Here is a 20,984-nt window from a genome sequence, read left to right as displayed (position 1 = left end):
CTATGCGCCATTGGGCGAAGGCCAGGAGAGCGCCGCGTATGCCGCGTGGTTGTGGATGCTCTCGTCGTTGACAGCACGTACGCGATAGGAACTGAGACGATCCGAAGCCGTGAGAACCTGGCTGACGTTCCTGACCATGTCTTCGACGAAAACCGGATTGTCGTAACCCGCCATGGTCACATGACGCTCGTCCGGTCGCTTGAGCAGGGCATAGACCGGCGATGATGCGGCACCCTCAGCTATGTCGATCAACTCGTCGAACCACAGATCGGTCGTATGGCCGGACGGCTTTACCTCAATCGTGATACGTCCGCGTTGATTGTGCGCACCACGATCACTGATGGCTTTGCTGCAAGGACACACGCTGGTGACCGGCACCTCGACACTTAACATCAATTGGGTATCGGCAGCACTGCTCCACACGGTTACACCGCATGTGTATTCAACGAAGGCACGGGCCTTTGTCACCGGTGCCTCGCGCTCGAGGAAGTATGGGAAGGTCAGGTGGATGCGCGCACCGGAACTTCCCATGTGCTGCCGCAACTCATCCGCCAAACCAATGGCGTTCGCAGAGGTCAGCTGCTGCCATGAACCATGCAGCACCTCGATGAAACGGCTTAGATGCGCACCCTTGACTTCGGGTTCGAGCGTGACCGACATCTCGGCCGTGGCAACGGTCTCGCGCTTAGCGCCCTGCCCGTCGGCGACAAGAATCGGGTAGCGGAGCCCTTCGATGCCGACCTCGTCCAAGGCGATGCCACGGCTGTCAGGCGTACCCTGTACATCGGGAAGCATCATGCCTCCCCTCGGTATACGCAACCGGACGTGCATGTCTCGTACACGTGGATCGCCAACAGCGGCAACGAGTCGACCAGTCGGTCCCAGATCCACTTGGCGAGGACTTCGCTCGTTGGGTTCTCGAGCCCTTCGATCTCGTTCAGGTAGTAATGATCGAGTCGGTCGAGCAGTGGTTTGAACGCCTTCTTGATGTCACCGAAGTCCATCAGCCAACCGGCAGTGGGATCGACCTCGCCGCGGATGTGCACTTGGACTCGGTAACTATGCCCGTGAAGCCTGGCGCACTTGTGGCCCTCAGGCACGTTCGGCAGCCGGTGGGCCGCTTCAAACGTGAATTCACGAAATATCTCGATCAACGGATTCCCAAAAGCTTGTGGGTCTGGATGCTCAACTGCCACTGCGGATGATCGAGGCAGTACTCGATCGCCGCCTTGGTGTTGGCGATGAGGTCCTCGCCATCCATCGGCTGGAGCAGGAAACGGTCAAAGTCAAGGTGTTCGAAGAGCTCAGGCTCTGCACCAACCTGCGGGAAGACCAACTTCAGGTCGTGGCCCGACGTCAGGACAAGCTCGGTGCTGGCCTTGGGGCTCACGCAGATCCAGTCGATTCCTGCGGGCGCGGTTCGCGTGCCATTGGTCTCAACGGCTACCTCGAACCCTTCAGCATGCAAGGCATCGACTGCTTCTGCGTCGAGTTGGAGGAGAGGCTCTCCGCCCGTGCATACTACGTAGGGCCGACTGCGTCGGTGCGGCTTGCCGGCCCACGTCTTGGCGACCGCTGCAGCTAGCTCGGCAGCGGTCGCGAACCGTCCGCCGCCCGGCCCGTCCGTGCCGACGAAATCTGTGTCACAGAACTTGCAGATCGCCCGGTGCCGATCCTTCTCCCTACCTGTCCACAAGTTGCAGCTCGTGAACCGGCAGAATACGGACGATCGCCCTACGTGACTGCCTTCACCTTGGAGGGTGTAGAAAATCTCCTTGATTCGATACATGTCGGATCAAGCCTTGGATGTGAAGGATGGGTCCACCAGCCCCAACTGCTCAAAGCCTCGGCTCCGAAGAAGGCAGGAGTCGCACGTCTGGCAAGCGCGTCCGTCGACAGGGTCGTAGCAGCTGTGGGTCAGGGAATAGTCGACACCAAGCTCTCGACCACGCTGAATGGTCTCAGCTTTAGTGAGATTGATCAGTGGCGTGTGGATCTTGAGCTGCTGCGTGCCCTCGACGCCGGCCTTGGTCGCGAGGTTGGCCATGTGCTCGTACGCCTCGATGTACTCAGGGCGACAGTCTGGATATCCAGAGTAGTCAAGTGCGTTGACTCCGATGAAGATATCCGACGAACCTAGCGTCTCGGCCCAGGCAAGCGCGAAGGAGAGGAAAACGGTGTTGCGGGCCGGAACGTACGTGATCGGGATGCCGTCACCTAGATCGTCGACGCTCTCGTGGTGGGGAACCTTGAGAGCCGGGTCGGTGAGTGCGGACCCGCCGAACGCCGCAAGGTTGATGTCGGCGACCACATGCTGGGTAGCCCCGAGTTCGGCGGCAATCTTCTTCGCCGCGTCGAGTTCCTCTGTGTGCCGCTGCCCGTAGCGGAAACTGAGAGCATAGGCCTCGAAGCCTTCATGGCGGGCAATGGCGAGGACGGTCGTCGAGTCGAGGCCGCCACTCAGGAGCACAACAGCCCTACGCCTATCGGTAGTCACTTAATCACCCTCTGTTCACGTGGAGACCCGCAGAAACTTACAGCATAGTAGTCAGGCGTCGGACTGAAGTTTAGGAAGACGCTGCTGTTGATGCAGAAGTGATCTAGTTGTGTCCCGGAGCGCTGCAGCACGCTCAGCTCGGCTTACGCGGGTGCGCAGAGCGGTACATATGTCCGCCTGTCGAGCTATTTTCACCCGCCAAAAACTGCATGACCCTCGATGGGCCGAGGTGTGGCAGTTTCCTGCACCCGCGGCGCCGCTTGAGGGAGGAGCATCCTCGAATCGCGCCCTACAAGATCTCGCGACTGTAGATCTTGATGTAGGAGTGCGCGTCTGTCGGCCGACCTCCGCCAAGACGCGTTCAATACCCTGGGTCGCCGGCAGGGCCGGCCGCGCTGTCTCCGCATCGGCGGATGGACCGTAGCAGCGGCATCACCTGGGTGACGTCGTTGCGGTTGCTGCCGGTCAGGCCGAAAGCGATGCCGTTGCCATCGGCGACGACATACTGCTTGGAGCCCGTCTCGTGCACCTTGGGGTCGGTCAGCATGCGCACGATGACGAGCGCTCGCCACAGCGGTCAGGCCTGGGCAGTCGTCGGGTCGGTTACCAGCTGAGGGTCTGCGCCCGGGAAGAGTTCGTTGACTTCCTCGTGGCCGAGGGGACGGTCCTCGGGTGAGGTGGACGAACGCCTGTGACACGTGGCCGGCCTGGTGCAGGTGCAGCACCGTGCGCTGCGCCGTCACACTGTTCTTGGCTGCCTCGCGTCAGGGGTTGACACTGATGTGCCGGGTGCTCTGCGCCGCGGTGATCGCGGCGGGTAGTTCGTTAAGGTTGCCCTCGTCGCTGAACTGCGCCCCGACGATCAGCCGGACGGGTATCCGTCGGGCCTGGAACTGGCGCAGTACCGGCATGGTGAGGCCGTCTCGTTGGTAGGTGAGCCTCGCCGCTCCGGCTTCTTTTAGGTACGCCGCGCGCCGTTTGCGCGAGGGCGTCACCATCGCGTCCCGCAGTTCCTGAGCGACTCGTGCCATGTTCTGCACCGGAGTCTGTGTGGTGTCGTGGTAGCGGACGAGGCTGGAGTTGGTCCCACGCGACGTGCCGTCGTACATCGCGACGCCGGGCAGCGGCGGGCTCCCATCGGCAAAGCGGAGCTCGACCAGAACGGCCTCGACAGGGTTCATCACCCCGTGGCTCAGGATCGAGTCGCGGTAGTCGGCGCCGGGGTCAAGTAGCGTTTCGCGGACCGTGCTTTCCACCAGGTTCTCGGCTTCGGCGATCGAATCGAATTCGACGACGAGCTGTGCCTGGAGGCGGCCGACTTCGTCTCGAACGCCGGTGATTCGGGGCCCCTTCGGCACGTCTTTCAACAGGTCACCCAGCCGCGGGTTTCCCATGACGTACAACGGCACCTCGGCGTCTGCTGCGCCTTCGAGGATGAACATGGGTGCTGCCGGCGTACTGGGAGCTCAGGCCGTCGTAGCCGGCTTCATGCTTGGCGATGCGGATCATCTTGGGTGGGTCGATGAACAGCCCGACCGCAGTCTCGATCTGGGCTTCCCCTAGTTATCCGGACGCTTGACCTGAGGTCGCCTTTGATCATTAGGAAGGATGTCCTCAATGCCCGCAGCGAAGAACAGCGATGCTGGAGGAAGCGATCGCGGGTGTGTAGCAGTTCATACGCAATATGTGACGGCAACTGCGCATGCGAGGATCGCGTCCTACCCTCGGTGAGGGTTCGTTTGACGGATGGGAGACAGTCATGGAACTCGCCCCGGAGACGCTGAGCCTGTATCGCGGGCGGGTCAGAGGGTGCGTGCTGGCGGGGGCGATCGGTGACGCGCTCGGGGCGCCGGTCGAGTTCGACTCCATCGCCGCGATCAGGGCACGGTACGGCGATTCGGGCCTCACCGAGTTCGCCGCTGAGGGCGGTGGGCGGGTGACCGACGACACGCAGTTGACGCTCTTCACTATGGAAGGGTTGATGCGCGCGGACATCCGCTTCACGCACAGGGGCATCTGCCACATGCCCACCGTGATACGGCACGCCTACCTGCGGTGGCTGGACACCCAGGAGCACGCCGCCCCGCCACCGGCGAGAGACGATCATGTCCGTAACGGATGGCTCCGGGAGCAGAGGTGGCTGTACAGCCGTCGTTCCCCCGGCTCGGCCTGCCTGTCCGGGTTGCGGTCCGATGCCTGGGAGCCCCTCGAGTTCGACGAGTTCGCGGTGGAGGGCCGGGCCGGGCCGGTCAATTCCGGGTCCAAGGGGTGCGGCGCGGTCATGCGGTCCGCGCCGTTCGGGCTGTTGAACGGGTCGGCTCGCGCGGTCTTCGAGTCGGCGGCGGAGTGCGCGCGGATCACACACGGCCATCCGACCGCCTACCTCGCGGCGGGGGCATTCGCGATGCTGATCCATTCACTGGTGCACGGTGCCGGCCTACGCGAGGCGGTGGAAGTAGTGCTGGGCCGCCTCGCCACGTGCGCCGGACACGAGGAGACCTCGCGGGCCCTGCGGGCGGCAGTCGCGCTCGCCGATCGCGGACAGGCTTCGCCCGAGCGGGTCGAGACGCTGGGCGGTGGGTGGGTGGCCGAGGAGGCGCTGGCCATCGCGGTCTACTGCGCCCTGGTGGAGCAGGCTCCCGCCGGTCATCGAGGGGAGGAGCTTGGCGCGTACCCGGGGATCACGCCGTTCCAGCGGGCGTTGCTGCTGGCGGTCAACCACTCGGGTGACAGCGACTCCACGGGGGCCATGTGTGGCAACCTCCTGGGCGCCCGTCATGGGGACGCCGTCCTGCCGGGGGAGTGGCTGGTCCGGCTCGAAGGGCGGGCCACCATCACGGAACTGGCCGATGACTTCGCGATCCAGATGACGGACGGCGGGGCCGCGGTTTACTGCGAGGCCTGGTTCGCCAAATACCCGGGCGTTTGATCCATTCGTACGTCACGGGCTGTGGCCCGAATGCCCCAGGGCCCGGTCGGCGGCCCCGAGGCGAGCGGGTCAATGGGGAGTCGCGGCGGACTCCACCGTTTGTTTGGGGCATCACACGCGGCCGGCGCTCCGAGGGTGGGGATCGGCAGGCTGAGCCGCCGGGCGGGATCGCGACGGAGTCAGCCGATGACGTGCTGGGCCGCTCCCGGGGAGGCTTGTCCTCCAAGCTGTATCTGGTGTGCGAGCGGGACAGAGGCTGCTGTCGGTGGTGGTGACCGCTGGGCAGTGTGGGAACGCGCCACTGCGCCTACCGAAAATTCATCCATGCAGGTCAAGCGGCATGTGAGTACTCGTGGGGGACTCCGCTGAGCCGCTCGAATATTTAGTTACGTGGCTTACCCGAGCACGGACCAGCGCGGTGCCGCTGATCGATATTCTGAAGGAGACGATCCTGTGGACTGGCTGCCTGAACCGGGTGATCGCGGTGCCCGGGGCAGCGAAGAGAAACATCATGCGCGCAGGAAGCGGCCGAGCGCCTGGCTTCCCGCGCGCATTGGGATCTAGCAGGGAACCGAGGTGGGGATGAAGACCCCCGGAGCGAACCACGACATGCTCACGTAGATGCCGCAACCGCGGTCCATGGCGCGCAGTCGCTCGTGCACCGCCGCCACGAAGGGCGCCAGGAGCTTGATCCACGGGGCGGCCGGGCTGGGAATGTTCCCGCCGATGGCGGCGACCGTCGCGTTCACCATGTCGGCCGATTTGAGGATGGTTTCCAGGTCGTCGTGCCCGATCTCCACGTGGAAGCCCCACCAGAAGGCCCGGACCACGGTACCGCCGTCAGCGGGCGAGAGGGCGAGCGCCGGCGTGCCGGGTTGCGGGACGACGGGGGTGAAGAATGCCGCCTGCGCGGCCAGCGAGTTGGCCTGCGCGATGGCCATGGAGGTGGCCGAGTGCGCGGCCCCATCGCCGACGATGGCGGACAGGCTCGCGGAGATGTCGGTCCAGTCTCCGCCGGTTCTTGTTGCGCTCATGTCTACTCCTGTTGAGGTGGTGGCCGGTCAGCGCTGGGCGACGTAGAGGACCCGTGAGATCTGCCCGTCGTCGGAATCGACCGCGAGCCAGCGCCCGCACGGAAAGAACCATTCGCGAGACGTGCTGTCCTCGCGCGTGATCAGGACGGAATCCAGAAACCATCCGGGCCGGCTGCCGCTGTTGTCGTGCCGTATCCGGATCCAGTCGAGGTCTCCAAGGTCTGCGCTGTTGACGGCGAACACGTCGGTGGCGCCGTTCTCGAAATCGTCCCTGAACGTGTCGAGCGTTTGCTCCCTGCTGGTGCCGTACGCACCGTGGAGGGTGAGGTAGATGTTGGCGTCGGTGCCAGCGCCGTCAGCCGTTCCCGTCTGAACGATGACCCTGTAACGGATCTCCGGGATCGCGTGCGTGCTGGCCAGCGCAGGGAGGGCATCGCGGACAGCGGTTCGGGCTGCTGCCGACTGAACCGTCAGCATGCGGTTGAGGATGCGTTGCTGACCGTGCTCGCCTCCGTAGATCTTCCCGAGCTCTGTCGCCACGTCGTCCCAGTTGCCATTGGTGTCCATGGCCGGTCCCCTTGGTGGGTGCTCTGCGGTGGTCATGGCTGCGAGTACAACAGCGAGGGCGCTCGCGCCGCTTCGGGGAGTTCCCCGAAGCCGCCGCGTCCGTGCTGGAGGGTGCGGATCACGGACCGGACGCGGAGGCGCGCCGGATGCGACTGGCGTGCAGGATTCAGCCTGCTGCGCACTTGTGCGATCGGGCCGGTGCCGATCGTGGAAGTAAGCCCTGGCCGAGCATCGGGGAAATCCCTAGACTCGGCGCGATCCGGAGAGCCGACCCAACGCCTACGGCAGGTCTCAGCATGATGCTCCGCTCAGGCGTCTGCCGGCGTATATGCGGGGTGGAGGCTGAGACGCGCGGCCAGGGCCCAGGCGATCACGCCATGTCGGTCTCGACGCGGACGAGGTATCGCACGAGTTGCGTTCGCGAGGACAGCTCTAACTTCCGGTACACGCTGGACAGGTGGGCCTCGACCGTCTTGCGGGAGATGAACAGCGTGGCAGCGACCTCCGGATTGCTCAATCCTCGCGCCACCGCTGTGGCGACCTGCAGTTCTTGCGGCGTGAGCTGCCGGAGTGGGCTCTCCTCGCGGATCGTGTCGACCGGCTGGCCGCCCGCTGCGGCCAGTTCCGCCGCTGCCCGCCGGGCGAAGGGCAGGGCGCCGAGCCGGTTGAACGTGGCAAGCGCTTCGTGCAGCAGTGGCCGTGCGGAGGCAGGATGTCGGTGACGCCGCAACGCTTCGCCATGGCAGAGCGCGGTCCTGGCCTGTTCAAAGGGGTTCGGGGCGCTCAGGTGCAGGGCGGCCGCAGCCGCGAAGTGGGAGTCCATCTCTGAACGGCCGGCCAGCATTCCGTGACAACGTTGCGCCACCGCTTGCGGCGTGGGCAGGCCTGTCGCCTTCGCGCTCGCATCCAGTTCGGCCAGCCGCTCCGCGGCTTCCCCCGGGCGTCCGGCCCGCCAATAGGCTTCGACAAGGTCGGGCTCCCATAGAACGATGTTGGGGTTGCCCAGCCCGTGCTGGCGCGCGAACTTGCGAATCGGCTCCAGAGTTCCGATCGCCTGCTCCGGAGCGCCTATGGCCAGATGCAGAAGCCCTCTCACCCCGCCCTCCCATATCCGCAGGCCACCCATGCCCTGCGGGCCCGAGTTCTTCGCTGCCTGTCCAAGTCGTTCGGTCACCAGAGCGGCCTGGCCGCGCGCGGCGTCCAAGCGTGCCAGCAGTACGGCCGACAGACTCAGTGCCATGGGTGACCAGCTCTCACGGGCCAGGCGTAGCGCCTGCTCGGCGTCGGCATACGCCTGCGCCCAATTGCCGGTGCACCGTGCGATCTCGCTGCGGTAGTTGAGGGCGGGAGCCAGCACCCCGAGACGACCGTTGTGCTGGGCTGAATCGATGACGCCATCCAGGATCCGCCGTGCCTGGTCGTATTCCTCGAGCCAGCAGTGGCAGATGCCCACCATGCTCTGGACCAGTGCGTCCTCGACGGGACTCAGCACGCTCGTGGCGGCTGCCAGCACCGATCGAGCGGCCGCCACGTTCCCGCCGAGCACATGGGCCTGAGCCAGGACGACCTTGGCTCGATTGAGCACGCGTGGGTCGGCGGCGACCGTCGCCAGCCGTACCGCGCGCCGGCTGGTCTCCTCGGCGACGAGGATCCGGCCCTCCGTGAAGATCGGCAAGGTCGCCTCGCATAGGAGGTGGGCGGCTCGGCCCGGATCGGTTGCCTCGACCGCCTGCGCCGCGCTGGTCAACACGCGCTGGGCGAGGTCTGGCGTAGCACGGATGGCCAACGCGCGGCCGCGGAGCATGTCGATGTCGGCCAATGTACACGGGTCCGTGGTGGCCGCGCGTGCCTCATCCAGCCACGCGGTGGCCTCATCCAGGTAGCCGGCGTTGAGGGCGTCCGTCGCCGCCTGGAGCAACCGTGGGGTCCGGCGTTCTGGATTCGTGCCGAGTTCAGCAGCACGGTGCATGACCCGTGCCGCCGTAGCCAACCCGGATCGATCGCGCATGCGCTGCGCTGCCGCCTCCAGCTCACCGGCGAGCCGCTCGTCGGGCCCGGTTGCTGCGGCCGCCCGGTAGCTCAGTGCGGTGTCGCCCTCGGACGCGCCGATGAGCGCGTAGTAAGCGCGGCGCCGCGCCGTTCCGGTCGCTGCCATTTCGACGGCCGAGCGGATCACGGGATGGAAGAATCGTACGTGCTGACCTTCAGTGACGATCAGCCCCGCTTCCTCGGCAGGGTCCAGGGCGGTGAGAGGCAGGCCGAGTCGCTCCAGGGCACCGAGCAGCACCGGCAGCTCCGGTGGTGTGGCCAGGGCCAGCACCAGCAACGCGGTTCGGGTACTCATCGGCATCGGCTGGAGATGATCGGTGAAGGCCTGGACCAGATCGGGGCCGAGGGGGAGCGGGTCCGGGAGCGGGCGCAGGCCACGCAGCTGCGACTTGTCGAGCCGTGCGGTCACTTCGCGTATCGCCAGCGGGTTGCCGCCCGTCGCCCGCCACAGGCGGCTGGCGATCGCCGGTGGGACGGCCCAGCCGCAGAGCTGCTCGACGAGGCGGCCTGTGTGCTCGGCGTCCAGCCCGCTCAGTTGCAGCCGGTCCAGCCCGCGGGTGTCCAGCGGTGACGCGGGACCGTCGCGAAGCGTGAAAAGCACGGCCACAGGGTCATTGGCCAGCCGCCGAGAGACGAAGGAGAAGACGACCGCGGAAGCTGGGTCCAGCCATTGCACGTCATCGACGAGCAGGACGACGGGCCGTTCCTCCGCGGTGTCGGTGAGCAATGTCAAGGTGGCCATGCAGATCGTGAACAACGCGGCCGGCCGTTCGCCTGCGTCCAGCACGAGTGCGGTTCTTAATGCCTCCGCCTGCGGCGCGGGGAGCTTCGCGATCCGCGGCAGCAGTGGACGGAGGGCATCGCCCAACGCAACGAACGGCAGCTCTGATTCCGACTCCAACCCGGTCGCACGCAGAAGGGTGCAATGCTTCGCTGCGTGTCCCGCGTACTCCAGCAGCGCGGTCTTGCCGATCCCAGGCTCGCCGAAGATCACCAAGGCGCTGCCTCGGGTCTGGTTCAATCCGTCTATCAGCGCGGTGATGCGTCGGCGTGGCTCGTCACGGCCCACGAGGGGAGGCCTGAAGTCTGCGGCTGGCGCATCCACATTCCCCATATGCCTGCGAAGTGAGGGATGTGTCAATGCGGCTCGGTTGGCCATGGCCGATCATGATCTGATGCTCGCCGGCGACGCGCTATGTGCGCTACCTACCCGTATACCCCTGGCCGGTGCGAGGTTGATCGGCGTCGGCAGCCCACGCTTGTCGCCGAACCGGGATCGCCATCCATAATCGGGACCAACGGCCAGGCGGCTTGGTCCCGGTGACCCAACAGCGGCCTCGCGCGCCGGCTGATCCTGGAGCCGGGCAAGAGGTACCCGGTATGTGCCTGGCGTGACCGCAAGTTTCGATTTCCAGAGATCGCTTTTTAAGCGATGGCTTAGACCTGTTGAGCAGACGGTTAACTAGCTTGAGTGCTTGCGTAAGTGCCGCTGGCTGTAGAACGGCGTGCGACGCGTCTGGATTGGGCGGGTAACGCGATTGTGGCGGCCTTCGGGACGCTCAGGTGGTCCGCCAGTCCCGCAGCGTGTCGAGCGCCGGCGTGGACAGCCAGTTGACGACGAAGCCGAGCAGGAAGGTCAGGACCAGGAAGACCACCTGCTGCACGAGCTGCGCCTTGACCTGGCCGACCAGGCGCTTGCCAATGACGACGTCCACCATCCTGGTCTGCTCCTCCGTCAGCAGGACTTCCTTACGCACCTCTTCGAGACGGGCGTCGAGCTCGTCGAGCCGGGCGAGCTTCTCTGCGATCTCCCGGTCGAGGTCCTGCGACACGCTCGCCGATTCGCGCACGACATCCTGGACGGCCTTGGCCCTGGTCTCCAGCACGATCGTGTGCCGGTCCGCCCGCTCCTTGTGCCTTTCCAGCAGGCTCAGTATCCCCCAGCCGCCGCCCCCGACCACGACTGCGAGGCCCGGCAGGCCGTAGTACACCGGCTCGAAGTAGTCCTCGAAGAGCTTGTCCAACTCGGGGGTGTTCGGGTCCATGCCGAGCAGCGTGCCGACGATCCCGAGGATGAAGCCCACGACGATCGCCCACCCGAACAGGACGGTGAGCACGATGCCGGCACCGGCGGCGAACCCCTTGAGGAGGTCCGACCCCCATGCGAAGAGCGTCTCGGCCGGCGGGCCGGTTCTGATCGCCGGGCTCGGGGTCACCCTCAGAAGACGGAGATGTCTGCACTTCATTAGAGGCCGCTGCTTTCCTTGGTAAACAATGGTTATGGACCTAGTGCGACACGCGTGGGGCGGCTACCAGCGGCCGTGGCGCTGCGTCCTGATATGCCAGCGCCCGACCACCCGAAGCGCCGCCGCGCTGTCGGAACCAGCGACGACTTCGATCGGAGCGGGCACCTGCGCCGCGGAAATCATTGAGGGGCGTACGGGTTAAAGCGCGTGCCGAGCACTGCGACCGTCACCTATAGATGGTGCCAGCATGGCTGGAGCGCGGGATCCATTCCGAGGGCCTGTCTATGCAATCATCGAATAGGGTGTCAGCCGTGCTCGGTGCGTGCTCGTACGCCCCGTCACACGCCGTCAGCACCCGGCATCGCCTGACACGCAAAACGCGCTGAGGTGGCACGAACCGTCACCCAACGGCACGGCGCGGCACCAAAAGATCTTGCTTCTAATCCGATGGTCGCAGTGCTCGCAACTCCGATGTCTGCGCTGTCGAGACGAGTCGAAACGAAGCTTGATCTCGTCTTTATGTTCGATCGCGTTTGCGGCCAACGCTTGATTTATCGAAAGCAGCGCGTTGCCAATGATTTGCTGAACATGTACAGAATGCCTTGTCTCAAACTTCGGTAGGGCTCGCGCACGAATTCTGGGGACTTCGACTGCCTAATCCGACGGTTGCAGGTTCGAATCCTGCGGGGCGCGCTTTGATCATGGTCTGACCTGTGGTTATGCGGGATCGAATGCGTTCTAGAATTTTCGTCTAGCGCTTCCGTGCTCCGTGCGTGCTCGCGCGCACCAAACCCGCACACACCATGATCGACATCGGCCTTCTGGGGACCTCCTTGGCAAAGGAAACGGCCCCGTCCCGCCGTGCAAGCGCGGCGATCACGAGGCCGGTCTCCTGATGGAGCGGGTCAGGCCCGCAGCGGGATCACCTCTCCCGGCTCCTCCTGGTCCTCCTCCTCGGCGAGCAGCAGGGCTGCGGTCTTCTTCGCCGCAGCCACCGCCACCTGGGGGAAACCGAGGTGTAGGTGTCGGCGGTGAAGGAACTGGAGGTGTGCCCCAGCGTCTCCTGCACGACCTTCATCTCTCTCCCCCCGCGGCCAGCATCAGTGAGGTGGCGCCGTGGCGGAGATCGTGGAGGTGGATGGGTGGCAAGATCCGCCGTGGCAGGCCTCACTGGGAGCAGAATCCCGACACCGGAAATATCGGCAGGTCGTCGACCGGTGGCATGTCGGCTTCACCGACCTGACCGGCGGCCAGGGGCTGCTGGGCCAGGTTGAGGGCCGCGTCTCGGCCGTGGTGGCCGCCTGGCTGACGGTCCAGCCCGCCACCTGGCGTGGCGCCATCACTCATGTGGCCATCGACATGTGTGCCATATTCCGCTCGGCGATCCGCGCTGCGCTGCCACACGCGAGGATCGTCGTCGATCATTTCCACGTGGTGCAGCTGGCCAATGCCAAGCTCACCGAGCTGCGCAGGCGGATGACATGGAAGATGCGCGGGCGCCGGGGCCGCAAGGGCGATCCCGAATACGATCATCGCAGGCTGCTGCGCTCGACCGCCGAAGAGCTCACCGATCAGCAGCGCAGCGTCCTGGAACGGGACCTGACCAGGATCGGCACCTACGGGTGGCACATCCCGGCCGGCTGGCTCGCCAAGGAGAAACTGCGCGATCTGCTCGCCCTGGCCCGCACCCACCCTGCCCGCTCGCAGATCAGCCACCGCCTGCACGCCTTCTACGCCTGGTGCGCCGACCACGCCTACCTGCCCGAGCTCGTGACGCTCGCCGCGACCGTCGAGGCCTGGCAGAGCGAGATCGAGGTGTTCCTTCCCGCCGGGATCACCAACGCCAAGAGCGAGGGGACCAGCCGAGTCATCAAGCTCAAAGCCCGGCTGCGTGTACGGCTTTCGCAATGTCGCGGCTGGTCCATCGCACCGATGGGTGGAGGTGTTTCCGGTCGCCCCGGCGACAATCTTGCGCCGGCATCGCCACCTGGTAGCACACAAGTGGACCTTCACCGATAGACGACGGCCGGGACGCCCTCGCACTCGCCGGCCGGTCAAGGCGCTGATCGTGCGGATGGCGCGGGAGAACCCGACCTGGGGGCATCGGCGGATCCAGGGCGAGTTGGCCCGTCTGGGCGACACGATCGCAGCATCTACAGTGTGGGAGATCCTGCACGCGGCCGGTATCGATCCGGCGCCCCGCCGGACCGGGCCGACCTGGCGGCAGTTCCTGACCGCTCAAGCCCATGCGATCATCGCGTGCGACTTCCTGGTGGTCGAGACGGTGCTGCTCAAGGGGCTGTATGTGCTGGTCTTCATCGAGCACGGCACCCGGCGATCGCACCTGGCCGGAGTGACCGCGCACCCGACCGGGGCGTGGATGGTGCAGCAGGCCCGTAACCTGGTCATGGACGTGGGTGACCGTATCGCCGAGCTGCGGTTCCTGATCCACGATCGGGACCCGCTCTTCACCTCCGCCTTTCGGGAGGTTTTCACAGCTGAAGGGCTACGGGCCATCACCGCCCTGCCGCGGACGCCGAGGATGAACGCCATCTGTGCGCGGGTCATCGGCACCCTGCGCCGCGAGCTCCTGGACGGGATCTTGATCCTCAGTGAACGCCACCTGACCTTCGTGCTCCGCGAGTATCTGATCCACTACAACGGGCACCGGCCACATCAGTCCCAGTACCAACGGCCCCGGATGCCACGACGCAGCCCGCCTGCGACGTGACCGACCTTGACGACCTGCGGACCGTTCGCCGAAGACCCGTCGTCGCAGGTGTGATCAACGAATACCACCACACCGCTTAACTGCAGCTCAGCCGACGTAACCCAATATTCGAGCGGTACAGGATGTCTACGGAAAGATCATCCTCACCACGTTCTGACCCCTGTTGCCACGGTGCTGAACACGTGTTTACTATAGTAAACGTGTGTTCAGCCACTTCGGCGGATCTGACCGCCCAGGCCAAGATCCGTAACGCCGCCATCGCGCACTTCGCCCGCGATGGCTTCCAGAAGACGAACCTGCGCGCCATCGCGGCCACCGCGGGGGTGAGCGCCGCCCTGGTCATCCGGCACTTCGGCAGCAAGGACAACCTGCGGAGCGTCTGCGACGAGCACGTCCTGCAGATCCTGGTGCGGAGGGCCCGGACCGTGGCCGACCTGGTCGGCGTGCGGGATCTGTCCCAGGAATATCTGTCGGACTCGGAGGAGTACCGCCTCCATGTGCAGTACATGGTGCGCGCGATCGAGGAGGACTCCTCCGCGGCCACTACGTTCGTCAACACGCTGGTGGAGGAGACCGAGCAGCTCTTCCGGGACGGGATCGCCGGCGGCTCGATGCGCCGGTCCTCCGACGTGCGGGCGCTGGCCGTGCTCACCGTGCTGGTGAGCCTGGCCACGCTGACCATGGCGCCACCCCTGACCCGCGCGCTCGGCTTCGAGCGGATGGGTCCCGACGTGCTGCGGCGCATAGGGCTGCCCATGCTCGAGATCTACACCCACGGCTTGTACGCCGACGACACCATGCTCAAAGCCGCCCAGGCCGCCTGGGAGGCCCAGCGGGGAGACGATCTCTAGCCCTCTCCTCATCACCACATAAGGACACCCATGATGACTGAGACCGATGCCATCTCCATGGCCGGATTGGTCAAGTCGTTCGGCCCGGCACGGGCACTGAACGGCCTCGACCTCGTCGTACGGACTGGCGAGGTGCACGGCTTCCTCGGGCCCAACGGCGCGGGCAAGAGCACCACGATCCGGATCCTGCTGGGCCTGATGCGCCTCGACGCGGGCACCGCCCGGCTGCTCGGCGGCGACCCCTGGACACAGACCGCTGAGCTGCACCGCCGCCTGGCGTACGTGCCCGGCGACGTCACCCTGTGGCCCAACCTGTCCGGTGGCGAGGCCATCGACCTGCTCGGCCGGCTGCGCGGCAGCCTCGACCGGCGGCGCCGGGACGAGCTGATCGAACGCTTCGACCTCGACCCGCGCAAGAAGGGCCGCACCTACTCCAAAGGCAACCGGCAGAAGGTGGCCCTGGTCGCCGCGCTGGCCTCCGACGCCGAGCTGCTCATCCTCGACGAACCCACCTCCGGCCTGGACCCGCTGATGGAGGAGGTCTTCCGGCAGACGATCCAAGAGGTGCGGCGCGCGGGTGACCGTACGGTGCTGCTGTCCAGCCACATCCTCTCCGAGGTCGAGGCACTCTGCGACCGGATCACGATCATCCGCGACGGCCGTACCGTCGAGACCGGCACCATGGCCGAGCTGCGGCACCTCACCCGCACCTCCATCGACGCCGAGCTGGCCGCCCCACCGGACGGGCTGGCCGGCCTGCCGGGCGTGCACGGCCTGCGCGCCGACGGCGGCCGGGTACGCTTCAGCGTCGACGCCGCCGCGCTGGACCTCGCACTTCGCCACCTCACCAAGGTCGGCGTGCGCAGCCTGGTCAGCCGGCCTCCGACGCTGGAGGAACTGTTCCTGCGGCACTACGACCGCGCGAACGTCAAGGGTCGGCACACGGAGGCAGGACGATGAACGCGTTCGCCGGCACGGGAAAGCTCATCCGCCTGGTGCTGCGGCGCGATCGTGTGCTGCTGCCGCTGTGGGTGGCCTTCATCTGCATGATCCCGGTGGTGTTCGTCGGCGCCTTCACCGGCGCGTACCCCACGGCCGAGGCCCGCCAGCACTACTACGAGACCAGCGTCCACACCAGGGCCTTCACCATCGCCTACGGCGTGCTGAACGGATCCAGCCTCGGCGAGCTCGTCGCCTGGCGGTCGGGATTCGTCACGTTCATGGTCGCGCTGTTCGCCCTGCTCACGGTCATCCGGCACACGCGTACGGAAGAGGCGGCCGGGCGGCGCGAACTGGTCGGGGCCACAGCAGTGTCCCGCCACGCCGACCTGGCCGCCACCCTGATCGTCACCTGCGGGGCCGCCCTCGTCCTGGGCATAGCCTCGGCGGTGGCGCTGATCGGCCAGGGCCTGCCCGCCGCCGGCTCCCTGGCGCTCGGACTCGGGTTCACGGTGGCCGCCTGCGCGTTCGCCTCGATCGGCGCGGTGACAGCGCAGCTCACGACCAGCGCGGGAGGCGCGCGCGCCATCGGGATCAGCACGCTCGGCGCCGCGATCCTGCTGCGCGGCGTCGGCGACGTCGCCGCGCAGTCCGGTGACGGGCCCGCCTGGGTGTCCTGGATGACGCCGCTCGGCTGGGCGGAGGCGCTGCGGCCCTACAGCGGCGAACGCTGGTGGGTGCTCACGCTCGCGGCCGGCGCCGTGCTGGCGCTGATCGTGCTGGCCGTGGCGCTGTCGGAGCGGCGCGACCTCGGCGCCGGCATGTTTCAGGCCCGCCTGGGCCCGGCCGCCGCCGGACCCCGCCTGCGCAGCCCGCTGGCGCTGGCCTGGCGGCTGCACCGCGGGCCGCTGATCAGCAGGCTCGCCGGACTCGCCCTGGTCGGGCTCGTGGTCGGCGCGATGTCGGCGAGCCTTGGGACGCTGATGGACAACGGTGGCGCCGCGGCCCGAGAGGCGCTGGCCCGGCTCGGCGGTCCCGGCACGCTCGTCGACCAGTTCCTCGCCCCCATGATGACCATGCTCGGCCTGGTCAGCGCCGGCTTCGCCATCCAGGCCGCGCTGCTGCTCAGGAACGAGGAGCGCGACGGGCGGGCCGAGCCCCTGCTGGCCACCCCGGTGCGCCGGCTGCGCTGGGCGGGCAGCCACTTCGCGTTCATACTGCTCGGCCCAGTGCTCGGGTTGATCGCCTTCGGGACGGCCGCCGGTCTGGCGCACGGCCTCAACACCGGCGACGTCGCCCGTGAGCTGTCCCGCCTCCTGGCCGCCGCTCTCGTGCAACTCCCTGTGGTGTGGGTGTTCACCGGAGTCGCGTTCGCCCTGTTCGGTCTGCTGCCCCGGTTGGTCGCCGGCACGTTCGCGGTGGCCATGGTGAGCATGTTGTTCGGCTGGGTCGGCCTGGAGTTGCAGCTCGACCAGTGGGTCATCAACCTGTCGGTCTTCGAGCACGTACCGAAACTTCCCGGCGGGGTCATGACGGCCACGCCACTGATCGTCATGACCGTCGTCGCGGCGGCCCTCGTCGCGGCCGGTCTGGCCGGATTCACCCGACGCGACATGCCCACCACCTGAGCCTGGAGGACATCATGGGGGTGACCCTTCCTACCCTGACCCCGCTGCAGGAAACCCTGTGGGTGACGCTGTGCGGCCGGGCGCTCGACAGCCGCCTGCCACGCCCCATACTCGGCGACCGCATGGCCTACGAGATCATCCACAAGACCGGCTACGACCACCGCAAACTCCGCTGGAGCGCGGCCTCGGCCATCGACGTCGCCCAGCGCGCCAAGAAGCTGGACGAGGTGGCCCAGCAGTTCATGGCCCGCCACCCCGACGCGATCGGCATCGATCTGGGAGCCGGCCTCGACACCCGGGCCCTCCGCATCGACCCGCCGCCCACAGCGGACTGGTACGACGTCGACTTCCCCGAAGTCGTGGACGCCCGGCACCGGGTCATCCCCGATCGGCCGCACACGCACAGGATCGGCGCGGACCTGACCGAGCCCGGCTGGCTGGAGGCGCTCCCCGCCGACCGCCCCGCCGTGATCGTCGCCGACGGCGTGCTGCCCTTTCTCTCCCAGGAAGAGATGATCACGCTGCTGGACCGTCTCACCAGCCACTTTCCCAGTGGGGAGATAGCGTTCAACGTCTACACCAGATTCACCGTCTGGGCAGCGAAACACTACTCCGGCAGCCGGTTCCTGGTCCCGCTCTTCAAGTCCCCCGGCTTCGACCGCCTCGACCCCGTACGGTGGAACCCGCGACTGACCCTGATCCGGCACATCCTGCTCACTCGGGAGCCCGAGGTCGACCAGTTCCCTCCGGCCCTGCGCCTGTGGACCCGACTGTCGGCGCTCAGCGCGGCCTTCTCCAGGCTGGGCACCACGGTCGCGCACTACCGTTTCTGACGATTCCGGCCGGCGACTCACGCCGGGCCGGGCAGGTCCATCGCCGCCAGCCGGGCCGGGTCGACCAGGGCCGCGATGCCCGTGATCCGTCCGTCGGCGACGATGAATATGAGGACCGATAGTGAAGTGCCGTCCTCGCGCCAGGAGAGCATCCCGGGCAGGCCGTTGACCAGCACCGCCCGCCCGCGTGGCCGAGCCGGAGAACAGCTGCGCGCGGCCTGCGATCTCGGTGGCGCCGAGGGCGACGACCACGCCGCCGAGGGTGTCGACGGTCAGCTTCACCTCGGGGTCGAGCACGCGCAACCGCGCGGTGGCTCGACCGAGCACAACGGCACAGCGAACGCGCCGAGCTACCGACACTGGCCGCCACCTGCCCGGTGCCGGTTCGCCTCGTCACCGGCGAATTCGATCCGCTGATCGACGCCACCCTCGACGCCCGGGTGACCGTCATCCCCGGAACCGGCCATCATCCACAGCTCACCCATCCGGCCCACGTGGCCGCCGTCGCAAAAGCAAACGTCCCGATCTGCTGATCCCAAAAACTGGGGAGAACCTCGCGATCGAGATTGTGGATGCTGCGCTGAGATCTCGGCGATTCTCTGCGCTGGACATCCCGAAATACACCGGTAACGCTGACTTCTGCGCTGACTTTGAGAAATGAGGATACGGGTGAATGGAGAACAAACGTCTCGTTCGCGTGTGATGACTTGGAGAGACTGGGCCGCTGGCGCGGATATGAGCCGGGAGATCGACAGGGGGGATCTCTGCGCCAGCGCACGTGTGCTCGATCTCGGCGTGGCCGTGCTGGAGGTGAAAAGGTTTCATCCGGTGACGGCTCAACGCGAGCCGTGCCGCGCGGGCACCGAGCATGAGGACGTGGTCCATCTCATTGTGCCGCTGCACGGCACCGTGAACGCGACCTGGTCGGGGCTGCAGGACACCGTAACCGTCGGTGATCTTTACGCGCACGACCTCGCCGGGCTGGAGGAGATGAGCTTGCAGACCGACGGACGTGATCATCTGGAGTTGGTCATGCTCGCCATCCCGAAGCCGCTGCTGCCGCTGCGCGGTGACGTGATGGCTGCTCTCCTCGGGCACGGCGTGTCCGTCGACGGCGGAATGAGCGGGCTGCTCAAACAATTCATCGAGGAACTGTCCGACGAGAAACTGTCGCTCAACCCGGCGGACGGGCAGCGGCTCGGGATGGTGCTGGTGGATCTCGTGGCCGCGTGCTTCTCCAGTCTGCACGAATCCGAGCAGGGCCCCCGGTCGAGCTCCCAACGGGAGGCCCTTGGCCTGCGCATACGTGCCTACATTCAGCGCCATCTGCATGATCCCGAGCTCAGCCCGCGGACGGTCGCGGCGGCGAACCACTTCTCGGTCAGCTACCTCCATCGGCTGTTCCAGGAGCAGGGCGACACGGTCTCGGCGTGGATCCGCGACCAGCGCCTCGGGCGCATACGCCGTGACCTCGCCGACGCCGCCCTGGCCGACGTGCCGATCCACGAGATCGCTGCCCGCTGGGGGTTCGGCCGGCCGGGCGACTTCAGTCGGGCCTTCCGCACGGCCTATGGCGTGTCGCCGCGCGAGTTCAGGTCCGGAACGGCGTGCCGCTCCTGAGCTTGGCGACCGGCCAGACGGCCAGGAAGACCAGGGTGTCGCCGTCATAGTCGCCTCCACGGTCACCCGGTCGCCGTCGGTACGGGATGCGTGGAAGGTGACGCCGACGTCAAGGGTGAACAGGCGGGGAAGTCCTCGGCGGAGAAGCGTACGATCGCCTTCCTACCCACCATATGGTCACTCGCCTCGGGCGCGACGGCGGTGGCGTTTCCTTGGGGCGACAGCCACTCGGCGTCCTCGGTGAAGACCACGGCGATGCGATCGGGGTCGTTGCTCGCGAGCGCCTGGAAGGCGTTCTGGATGATGTCGTGGCTCATGGCTCCACTGTCACCGTCACCGCGCGCCAGCGTCTTGAACGAATGCCCGGTCGATGGCCTCTTGGCATGGGGTCATACGATCCGGCGCGCACGAGCATGGGTGGGAGGTTGCGAGGCCGCCGCGGCCCAGCCGGGTGGCCGGACGTGTCCAGCCCACAGCCGCCTTCAGTGCCTCACGGGTGCGGGTCCAGCCGACGCCGAGCGCGCCGAGTCGGTCGGCCACGGCCGGCGTCTGCCAGGGCGAGCGAAAGTCACGCCAGCCCTGTAGCGCCGTCCGGCCGGGCAGAGGACCGGGGCGAGACGCGGTCTGAGGCCGGAACACAAGCCATCCAGGGCGTTGGCGGGCACGGCCAGGCGCTCCCGGAGGTGACGGTTCGGTGCCACCTCCGGGAGGGGGCGTCACGGCCCACACCGCCGCTCCCGGCGATAGGCGGTCACTCGATCATTCGGTTTCTACCAGTATCGGAGGTCGAGATCGCTGGGCTCCACGGCATCGTGTAGACACACTGCGAAATATTCGTGGATTCTACTACGGCAGCCGCCATTCGCTGTGTGAGCTGGGATGACGCGCGGCTGGTCGATGCCCTCTTCTGATGGGATTCCCGTACAACGAGAGCAGCCGCTCGTGATCATGTCTGTGTGACGAGAACAAGTGCGCCACGAGGTGCGGTTAGTTCCGGATGGGGGTGAAAGACCATCCATTCCTTCGCCGTCGTAGCGGCGGAGTAAAGCTGGAGGCAGCC

At 66.7% G+C, this 20,984-nt stretch carries 21 protein-coding genes; 9 read left to right on the top strand and 12 right to left on the bottom strand.

Translation table 11 applies throughout. The features are described from left to right. The 6 genes from folE2 to AB0J87_RS59205 all read right to left on the bottom strand — a co-directional run bounded on the left by folE2 (position 1) and on the right by AB0J87_RS59205 (position 3,939). Entirely contained in the window at positions 1 to 798 is a 798-nt protein-coding gene (gene folE2 / locus AB0J87_RS59230; RefSeq protein WP_363984061.1) for a GTP cyclohydrolase FolE2, read from the bottom strand. Then, positions 795 to 1,151 carry a 6-carboxytetrahydropterin synthase QueD gene (queD, locus tag AB0J87_RS59225; RefSeq protein ID WP_363984186.1) on the bottom strand — a complete coding sequence of 119 codons (357 nt, stop codon included), beginning with the start codon at positions 1,149 to 1,151 and terminating at the stop codon, positions 795 to 797. Before queD ends, folE2 begins: the two co-directional genes overlap by 4 nt. Next, the gene (queE, locus tag AB0J87_RS59220) at positions 1,151 to 1,789 is read right to left on the bottom strand and encodes a 7-carboxy-7-deazaguanine synthase (protein WP_363984059.1); all 639 of its coding nucleotides are present in this window, start codon (positions 1,787 to 1,789) and stop codon (positions 1,151 to 1,153) included. The genes queD and queE overlap by 1 nt, the downstream gene beginning before the upstream one ends. A gap of 6 nt (positions 1,790 to 1,795) precedes the next feature. Beyond that, positions 1,796 to 2,497 carry a 7-cyano-7-deazaguanine synthase QueC gene (gene queC / locus AB0J87_RS59215; RefSeq protein WP_363984057.1) on the bottom strand — a complete coding sequence of 234 codons (702 nt, stop codon included), beginning with the start codon at positions 2,495 to 2,497 and terminating at the stop codon, positions 1,796 to 1,798. Between the two features lie 361 nt (positions 2,498 to 2,858). Then, a complete protein-coding gene (locus AB0J87_RS59210) occupies positions 2,859 to 3,044 on the bottom strand; it encodes a hypothetical protein (protein WP_363984055.1) in 186 nt (61 codons plus the stop codon). 217 nt (positions 3,045 to 3,261) lie between these two features. Then, positions 3,262 to 3,939, bottom strand: coding sequence for a hypothetical protein (locus AB0J87_RS59205; RefSeq protein WP_363984053.1), 678 nt, complete (start codon positions 3,937 to 3,939; stop codon positions 3,262 to 3,264). A gap of 317 nt (positions 3,940 to 4,256) precedes the next feature. Between AB0J87_RS59205 and AB0J87_RS59200 the strand changes: the two genes are divergently transcribed. Continuing rightward, a complete protein-coding gene (locus tag AB0J87_RS59200) occupies positions 4,257 to 5,426 on the top strand; it encodes an ADP-ribosylglycohydrolase family protein (RefSeq protein WP_363984051.1) in 1,170 nt (389 codons plus the stop codon). Positions 5,427 to 5,986: 560 nt separating this feature from the next. Here AB0J87_RS59200 and AB0J87_RS59195 read toward each other — a convergent pair. The 4 genes from AB0J87_RS59195 to AB0J87_RS59180 all read right to left on the bottom strand — a co-directional run bounded on the left by AB0J87_RS59195 (position 5,987) and on the right by AB0J87_RS59180 (position 11,292). Further along, positions 5,987 to 6,460, bottom strand: a complete 474-nt coding sequence (locus tag AB0J87_RS59195) for a hypothetical protein (protein ID WP_363984049.1) — start codon at positions 6,458 to 6,460, stop codon at positions 5,987 to 5,989. Between the two features lie 27 nt (positions 6,461 to 6,487). Beyond that, positions 6,488 to 7,063 (bottom strand): PLAT/LH2 domain-containing protein, encoded by a 576-nt coding sequence (locus tag AB0J87_RS59190; protein ID WP_363984047.1) that lies wholly within the window; start codon positions 7,061 to 7,063, stop codon positions 6,488 to 6,490. A gap of 334 nt (positions 7,064 to 7,397) precedes the next feature. Next, a complete protein-coding gene (locus AB0J87_RS59185; protein WP_363984045.1) occupies positions 7,398 to 10,145 on the bottom strand; it encodes an AAA family ATPase in 2,748 nt (915 codons plus the stop codon). A 490-nt stretch (positions 10,146 to 10,635) separates the two neighbouring features. Beyond that, positions 10,636 to 11,292, bottom strand: coding sequence for a hypothetical protein (locus AB0J87_RS59180; RefSeq protein WP_363984043.1), 657 nt, complete (start codon positions 11,290 to 11,292; stop codon positions 10,636 to 10,638). Between the two features lie 1,146 nt (positions 11,293 to 12,438). On the opposite strand from AB0J87_RS59180, the gene AB0J87_RS59175 reads away from it, so the two are divergent. The 6 genes from AB0J87_RS59175 to AB0J87_RS59150 all read left to right on the top strand — a co-directional run bounded on the left by AB0J87_RS59175 (position 12,439) and on the right by AB0J87_RS59150 (position 18,304). Continuing rightward, a complete protein-coding gene (locus AB0J87_RS59175) occupies positions 12,439 to 13,341 on the top strand; it encodes a transposase (protein ID WP_363984041.1) in 903 nt (300 codons plus the stop codon). Positions 13,342 to 13,396: 55 nt separating this feature from the next. After that, positions 13,397 to 14,053, top strand: a complete 657-nt coding sequence (locus AB0J87_RS59170; RefSeq protein ID WP_363984184.1) for an integrase core domain-containing protein — start codon at positions 13,397 to 13,399, stop codon at positions 14,051 to 14,053. Between the two features lie 200 nt (positions 14,054 to 14,253). Continuing rightward, positions 14,254 to 14,904, top strand: coding sequence for a TetR family transcriptional regulator (locus tag AB0J87_RS59165; protein ID WP_363984039.1), 651 nt, complete (start codon positions 14,254 to 14,256; stop codon positions 14,902 to 14,904). 33 nt (positions 14,905 to 14,937) lie between these two features. Continuing rightward, a complete protein-coding gene (locus AB0J87_RS59160; RefSeq protein WP_363984037.1) occupies positions 14,938 to 15,864 on the top strand; it encodes an ABC transporter ATP-binding protein in 927 nt (308 codons plus the stop codon). Next, on the top strand, positions 15,861 to 17,471 hold the full coding sequence (locus tag AB0J87_RS59155; protein ID WP_363984035.1) for an ABC transporter permease: 1,611 nt from the start codon (positions 15,861 to 15,863) through the stop codon (positions 17,469 to 17,471). The genes AB0J87_RS59160 and AB0J87_RS59155 overlap by 4 nt, the downstream gene beginning before the upstream one ends. Positions 17,472 to 17,491: 20 nt before the next feature. Next, on the top strand, positions 17,492 to 18,304 hold the full coding sequence (locus tag AB0J87_RS59150) for a class I SAM-dependent methyltransferase (RefSeq protein WP_363984033.1): 813 nt from the start codon (positions 17,492 to 17,494) through the stop codon (positions 18,302 to 18,304). A 17-nt stretch (positions 18,305 to 18,321) separates the two neighbouring features. Here AB0J87_RS59150 and AB0J87_RS59145 read toward each other — a convergent pair whose 3' ends face one another. Next, positions 18,322 to 18,480, bottom strand: a complete 159-nt coding sequence (locus AB0J87_RS59145) for a hypothetical protein (RefSeq protein WP_350727986.1) — start codon at positions 18,478 to 18,480, stop codon at positions 18,322 to 18,324. Between the two features lie 201 nt (positions 18,481 to 18,681). Between AB0J87_RS59145 and AB0J87_RS59140 the strand changes: the two genes are divergently transcribed. Together AB0J87_RS59140 and AB0J87_RS59135 are read left to right on the top strand one after the other, a co-directional pair. After that, entirely contained in the window at positions 18,682 to 18,837 is a 156-nt protein-coding gene (locus tag AB0J87_RS59140) for an alpha/beta hydrolase (protein WP_185067641.1), read from the top strand. A gap of 202 nt (positions 18,838 to 19,039) precedes the next feature. After that, positions 19,040 to 19,924 carry a helix-turn-helix domain-containing protein gene (locus AB0J87_RS59135; protein ID WP_363984030.1) on the top strand — a complete coding sequence of 295 codons (885 nt, stop codon included), beginning with the start codon at positions 19,040 to 19,042 and terminating at the stop codon, positions 19,922 to 19,924. A 62-nt stretch (positions 19,925 to 19,986) separates the two neighbouring features. Here the strand turns inward: AB0J87_RS59135 and AB0J87_RS59130 are convergent, their stop codons facing one another. Beyond that, positions 19,987 to 20,241: a hypothetical protein gene (locus AB0J87_RS59130; RefSeq protein WP_363984028.1), complete on the bottom strand. Its 255-nt coding sequence runs from the start codon at positions 20,239 to 20,241 to the stop codon at positions 19,987 to 19,989. Between the last annotated feature and the right edge of the window lie 743 nt (positions 20,242 to 20,984).

The sequence above is a fragment of the Nonomuraea sp. NPDC049625 genome (assembly GCF_040675285.1).
Taxonomy (GTDB): Bacteria; Actinomycetota; Actinomycetes; order Streptosporangiales; family Streptosporangiaceae; genus Nonomuraea; species Nonomuraea angiospora_A.
The sequence above is the reverse complement of the archived record's forward strand: the minus strand, read 5'-3'. Positions and strand labels throughout refer to the sequence as shown.

What these genes read in the sequence shown, in the direction of transcription:
- AB0J87_RS59135 (WP_363984030.1), top strand. Translation starts at nt 19,040, where the DNA reads ATGAGCCGGGAGATCGACAGGGGGGATCTCTGCGCCAGCGCACGTGTG.
- AB0J87_RS59195 (WP_363984049.1), bottom strand. Translation starts at nt 6,460, where the DNA reads ATGAGCGCAACAAGAACCGGCGGAGACTGGACCGACATCTCCGCGAGC.
- AB0J87_RS59205 (WP_363984053.1), bottom strand. Translation starts at nt 3,939, where the DNA reads ATGTTCATCCTCGAAGGCGCAGCAGACGCCGAGGTGCCGTTGTACGTC.
- AB0J87_RS59155 (WP_363984035.1), top strand. Translation starts at nt 15,861, where the DNA reads ATGAACGCGTTCGCCGGCACGGGAAAGCTCATCCGCCTGGTGCTGCGG.
- AB0J87_RS59190 (WP_363984047.1), bottom strand. Translation starts at nt 7,063, where the DNA reads ATGACCACCGCAGAGCACCCACCAAGGGGACCGGCCATGGACACCAAT.
- AB0J87_RS59210 (WP_363984055.1), bottom strand. Translation starts at nt 3,044, where the DNA reads ATGCTGACCGACCCCAAGGTGCACGAGACGGGCTCCAAGCAGTATGTC.
- AB0J87_RS59130 (WP_363984028.1), bottom strand. Translation starts at nt 20,241, where the DNA reads ATGAGCCACGACATCATCCAGAACGCCTTCCAGGCGCTCGCGAGCAAC.
- AB0J87_RS59170 (WP_363984184.1), top strand. Translation starts at nt 13,397, where the DNA reads ATGGCGCGGGAGAACCCGACCTGGGGGCATCGGCGGATCCAGGGCGAG.
- folE2 (WP_363984061.1), bottom strand. Translation starts at nt 798, where the DNA reads ATGATGCTTCCCGATGTACAGGGTACGCCTGACAGCCGTGGCATCGCC.
- AB0J87_RS59160 (WP_363984037.1), top strand. Translation starts at nt 14,938, where the DNA reads ATGACTGAGACCGATGCCATCTCCATGGCCGGATTGGTCAAGTCGTTC.
- queE (WP_363984059.1), bottom strand. Translation starts at nt 1,789, where the DNA reads ATGTATCGAATCAAGGAGATTTTCTACACCCTCCAAGGTGAAGGCAGT.
- AB0J87_RS59200 (WP_363984051.1), top strand. Translation starts at nt 4,257, where the DNA reads ATGGAACTCGCCCCGGAGACGCTGAGCCTGTATCGCGGGCGGGTCAGA.